The following is a 4,514-nucleotide window of genomic DNA, read 5'->3' on the forward strand; positions in this document are numbered from 1 at the left end:
AACCTGGCCCTTCGTCGAAACCACCGTCGTCAAACGCTCGCGGGCTGACATTTTCAATTCCTCAGGGTAAGATGAAGGTAAGATAGTGGTTTTTCAACTCTACGGCAACGGCGCCGATTTTTGAAAAGCCTCAGCCCGTCGTATTTCGCCCGCGCGGCCCTTTGGCGCGATGGCGCGGCGCGGCTGTTAGTGTGAGGACAAGGCTGGCGGGAATTGGAGTCGAATCAGGCTCGATTAACGCGCACGGAAACGAGGCCTCCCATTGAGACTCCACGCCAACCACGTATCTATAGAAGAGTCCGGCGGCGAGTTCTTCCAGGTCTCTTTCGATAGCGAGGCCCGCAACGGAGATGACTTTGATCTGTCGGAGCCCGATCACCCCTATCTTCTTCTTCAGCGTCAGTTTGAGGACGATGACGGCGGTGTCTGCTATATCGAAACCCATGATCACGATACCTACGCTGGCCATTTCGGGCTGCGGCTGATCGAGGTCACTCCCACACGCCTCGCCTTCGAGATCGCCAGGAAGGAGAACAAATACGTCGAGGTGACGTACGACCTGGATGCAAAACGGTTCGATGAAGTGCAGCGCATCGTGCACATCATTTTTGGCGTGCGAGGCTGAGACAACATTCTGTGGGTGTGGTTGCCTAGCGTCTTGGCAGGCAACGCTTTGCTGAGTTCTCGAACTGATCACACTGGCGGCAGCGTGGGGTGCGGCAGCGTTTCCGATCCCGGGAAGGTCGGCTTTCGTCCCAGGGCATAGGCTGACCGATCCGAAACCGGATTTCCGGTTATGGCGCCGAGCCGGCTTTCGCGGTCGCCATCGAACGGCTCCTTACGAGACGGACGGCGCCGGTCAAGTCGACCGACGGCTTCAGGCGGGTTGCCGACCTTTCATGTGCCGCGTCGGGAACGACAAGGATGCGCCACAGCCGTCGGCGCCCGAAGCCGTTGCGGCAGCGGGATAAATGAAGCGCCTGGATTTTTTTGGGCGCTCTACTCGGCAATGTCACAACGCCCCCTTCTGGTATTCACCACCTCGCCGGTGTGGTGGCCGCTCGGCTGGGATGCTTACGCTGGCGCGTTCGGAAGTCGAGCGCGAAACCCATGAGATGCTACTCCTGCTCAAAGGAAGAATGGCGTGGCGGCAAAGCAGCAGGCGGCCCGAGCGCCAGTCGAAGGATCGCCAGCAACGCGACGAAGCCCATGCCAAACGCGGCGACGACGCGCAGTTCCGGCAAGCCCGGAAGCAGCAAGCGATCAGCCGCAACAAGTGCGTAGAGGATGGCCGGCAATCCGGCGTAGACGCCAGCTATCACTAAGGGCAGACGGCCGCCCAAGCGCCGGAATAGCAGTTCGGCCAAGGCATAAACGGTGACTGTGGTCGCGAGCCAGCCGACGAAGTTCTGCAAAGGCACTCCGAAATAGGCGCCGCCCTGCTCCCACGTCCATGCCCCCGAACGCGCCATGCCGGGGTCCATTACGGAGTCCCACGCCGTCATAACCATCGCGGCGGTGACAATTCGCGCCGCCGTCCCCACGCCCGATGTCGACGAGCCCGCGCCATCCAGCAGCAGCCGCGCCACGGTCCAGCTCGCGTAGACCATCATGAACCACGCGAGCGGGATGATGAGCGGGACCTTACCGAGCTTTGGGCCGAGCTGTTCGCCGTAATGATATGCGCCGTAGACCAGGCCGGTGCTGACGCCGACCTCCTCGAAGCACCACGAAACGACCGCACAAACGAGGAGGAAAGCCAGCGATCGGCGCCAGCCGAGCAAGCTCGCCGCGTGCAGCACGGAGAACGCCGTGAACAGCAGTGTGAAGCCGATGCTGCCAGGGAACGGCAGCGACGTCCCCGCAAAGGCGTCCGCCCACAGCGCCGCGAAACGCAGCGCAAGCAGCACGAAGAGCAGCCAGACGAGCCCGCGCAGCACCGATCTACTTGCAGGCATGGAGGCTGCCTCCTCTCGCGGCAGGCGGGCCGCGCCCCCGGTTCGCCAGGGCCGCCAGTGCGGGTTGCCGCCCTCACAGGCACGATTCGCTGGGCACTCCGAGTTCGCCTATTGCGGCGCCAGAGACTGAACGGGGCCAGATCTGTTAGCTACCATCTTGGAGAGCGGCAAGCAAAGGGTTACGCGCCCAGCGCAAGCCATCGTCGGCATCGTCGATCAACGGGGGCGCCAACCGCAGAAAAGCGAGGATCAACCGCACGTTGCTCCTGACCAAACGTTTCACTGGAGAGCGTCTGCTATCGATTGGTCTGGATCCTGAGGCCCGGGCGCTGGCCATCGAGCAGAATCCGGCGTCTCTTCTCGAGCGAGGCGAACAGCTTGTCGAACGCCTCGGAAAATTGCCGCACGCCGTCCTCCACCAGTTGGCGCGTGATTTCATCCAGGGAAACGCCGCGTTCCGTCAATTCGGACAAGGTTGTTTTCGCATCTGCGAGATCTTGCTCGATGGCGCCGGGTTCGATCTTTCCATGGTCGCGGAAGGCGTCCATCGTCGCGGGCGGCATGGTGTTTACCGTGTCGGCGCCGATCAGGCTTTCGACATATATTGTGTCCTTGTAGGCCGGGTTTTTGGCGCCGGTGGAGGCCCAAAGCAGCCGCTGCGTTTGCGCGCCCGCGCTGGCCAGCTTTTGCCACCGCGACCCCGAAAACAACGCCTTGTAACGGTCATAGGCCATCTTGGCGTTGGCGATCGCCGCCTTGCCGCGCAGGCGGTCCGCCGCCTGGCCATCGGCGAGTCCATCAAGCCGTTTGTCGACTGCCGTGTCGATGCGACTGACGAAGAAACTGGCGACGCTGGCGATGCTCGAAACGTCGCCCCCCGCATCCAGCAGCGCCTCGAGCCCGGCGATATAGGCTTCGACCGCCTGCTCGTAGGCCTCCACGGAAAACAGCAGAGTGACATTGATGTTCAGCCCGCCTGCAATCAGCCGGCGAACGGCGGGCAGGCCGGCCGGCGTCGCCGGAACCTTCACCATCAGGTTGGAGCGCGCGACGGCCTCCCAAAGCCGCAACGCTTCCGCCACGGTGGCCTCGGTGTCATTGGCGAGGTAAGGCGAGCATTCGAGGCTGACATAGCCGTCGCGCCCGCGCGTCCGCACATGGACGGGACGCAGGACATCGGCGGCGGCGCGAATATCGGCAATGGCCAGGTGTTCATAGATTTCCGCGGCCGCAGGGGCGCCTTCGCCAAGAAATTGCTGGATCGCATCGGCATATTCGTCCGAATGTCCGATGGCTTGTTCGAAAATCGAAGGGTTCGAGGTGACGCCCTTCACTCCGTCACGCTCGATAAGTCGCTCGAGTTCGCCATTATGGATCAAGCTGCGCTTGAGATAGTCAAGCCAGGGAGACTGGCCGCAGGTTTCGAGCTGTTTCAAGGCGTTCAAGGCGATTTCTCCGGAAAGTCCAGGCGCCGGCGCGCTGCGGCGACCGCCGTCTCACGGGTGAACCGGAATTCTTTTAGCAGATCCGCGATCGGCGCCGAGGCGTCAAAACCGCGCATGCCGATCTTTTCGCCTGATGCCTCGACTTGGCAATTCCAGCCGATCGTCAAGCCCGCCTCGACCGAAATCCGCGCGGACACGGACGGCGGCAACACCTTGTCGCGGTAGGATTTGTCGTGTTGCGCGAAGAATTCCCCAGAAGCCATGCTCACGATTCGCGCGCAAGCGCCTTCGCTTTCGAGTTGCTCGAAGGCTTCAATGCGGAGCGAAACCTCCCTGCCGGTCCCGATCAGGACCACATCGGGGGCCTTTCCGATTTTTTCCTGCCGTGGCGAATCCGCTATCACTTGCGCCAACCGCCTTCGGGATCTGCGATTCAAGCATTTGGCGAACGGCTGCTCTGTGGCGATGTGGGCGTGGTTTCGGTTGGAATGGCAAGGTCCGTTGATGGCGCGAAGCTGGCGACCGGCGGTCAATTTGAGCGGCCGCTAACCGGAGTTGGGAGCTTCCGCGCCGTCTCGTGACGCGATCCAGGTGATGACCACGAAACCCTGCCGGCTCGTGCGCGACATTCGCGGCATCGCCTTTCGCACCGCCGACGCCATCGCGATGAAACCTGGCATGATCCGGGAATCGCCCCCACGCATGCGCGCGGGCATTTCCTTCGCTGGTGCAGGAAGCTGCCGGCGAGGGGCATTGCGGTCTGCCGGCGGGTGACCTCGTCAAGCTCGCGACGATGCTTCTCGAAGTCGAAGTCGGCATCGTCGGAAATGCCTTGGCCCATGAGCTTGCCGGCAAAGACGTCGTCGCGGCCACCATCGACGGGCGATCCTGCGTCTTCCTGCGGGGGCTGTATCTCGCCGAGCGCGGCATCGACGACCGGCTTCTGGCTTTAGGGCAGGTGGCCGCCGCCATCGCCGACGATCGACGCCGACAAGGCGATTCCATGGGTAACCGGAGGACCGGATCCGGCCGCCGCCTTTGCACTTTGACCAACGATAACAATATAAGCCATGCGGGCAGCGACACGCTCGTGCAACCTCAGGACAAAACC

6 protein-coding genes and 1 pseudogene are annotated in these 4,514 nt (G+C 62.4%); 4 read left to right on the plus strand and 3 right to left on the minus strand.

Annotated features, from left to right (window positions below; genetic code table 11):
* The first annotated feature begins 262 nt into the window (after positions 1–262).
* Positions 263–625, plus strand: coding sequence for a hypothetical protein (locus tag QZY01_RS13820; RefSeq protein WP_294537962.1), 363 nt, complete (start codon positions 263–265; stop codon positions 623–625).
* 493 nt (positions 626–1,118) lie between these two features.
* Here QZY01_RS13820 and QZY01_RS13825 read toward each other — a convergent pair whose 3' ends face one another.
* From QZY01_RS13825 to QZY01_RS13835, 3 genes are all read right to left on the minus strand, one after another.
* The gene (locus QZY01_RS13825; RefSeq protein WP_294537964.1) at positions 1,119–1,958 is read right to left on the minus strand and encodes a carotenoid biosynthesis protein; all 840 of its coding nucleotides are present in this window, start codon (positions 1,956–1,958) and stop codon (positions 1,119–1,121) included.
* A 296-nt stretch (positions 1,959–2,254) separates the two neighbouring features.
* Positions 2,255–3,403: a transaldolase gene (tal, locus tag QZY01_RS13830; protein WP_294537965.1), complete on the minus strand. Its 1,149-nt coding sequence runs from the start codon at positions 3,401–3,403 to the stop codon at positions 2,255–2,257.
* Complete coding sequence (locus QZY01_RS13835; RefSeq protein WP_294537967.1) at positions 3,400–3,759, minus strand: hypothetical protein; 360 nt, start codon at positions 3,757–3,759, stop codon at positions 3,400–3,402. The genes tal and QZY01_RS13835 overlap by 4 nt, the downstream gene beginning before the upstream one ends.
* Between QZY01_RS13835 and QZY01_RS13840 the strand changes: the two genes are divergently transcribed.
* The 3 genes and pseudogenes from QZY01_RS13840 to QZY01_RS13850 form a co-directional block, all read left to right on the plus strand.
* Positions 3,640–3,984, plus strand: a complete 345-nt coding sequence (locus QZY01_RS13840) for a hypothetical protein (protein WP_294537971.1) — start codon at positions 3,640–3,642, stop codon at positions 3,982–3,984. The genes QZY01_RS13835 and QZY01_RS13840 overlap by 120 nt on opposite strands.
* A gap of 13 nt (positions 3,985–3,997) precedes the next feature.
* Positions 3,998–4,177, plus strand: coding sequence for a helix-hairpin-helix domain-containing protein (locus QZY01_RS13845; RefSeq protein ID WP_294537969.1), 180 nt, complete (start codon positions 3,998–4,000; stop codon positions 4,175–4,177).
* Positions 4,131–4,514 (plus strand): annotated as a pseudogene (locus QZY01_RS13850) (hypothetical protein); the annotation flags it as partial. The gene QZY01_RS13845 and the pseudogene QZY01_RS13850, both read left to right, overlap by 47 nt.

It is taken from the genome of uncultured Rhodoblastus sp., assembly GCF_903903185.1.
Taxonomy (GTDB): domain Bacteria; phylum Pseudomonadota; class Alphaproteobacteria; order Rhizobiales; family Beijerinckiaceae; genus Rhodoblastus.

Coding starts and splice junctions, on each gene's coding strand:
- QZY01_RS13825 (WP_294537964.1), bottom strand. CDS start 1,958: ATGCCTGCAAGTAGATCGGTGCTGCGCGGGCTCGTCTGGCTGCTCTTC.
- QZY01_RS13845 (WP_294537969.1), top strand. CDS start 3,998: ATGACCACGAAACCCTGCCGGCTCGTGCGCGACATTCGCGGCATCGCC.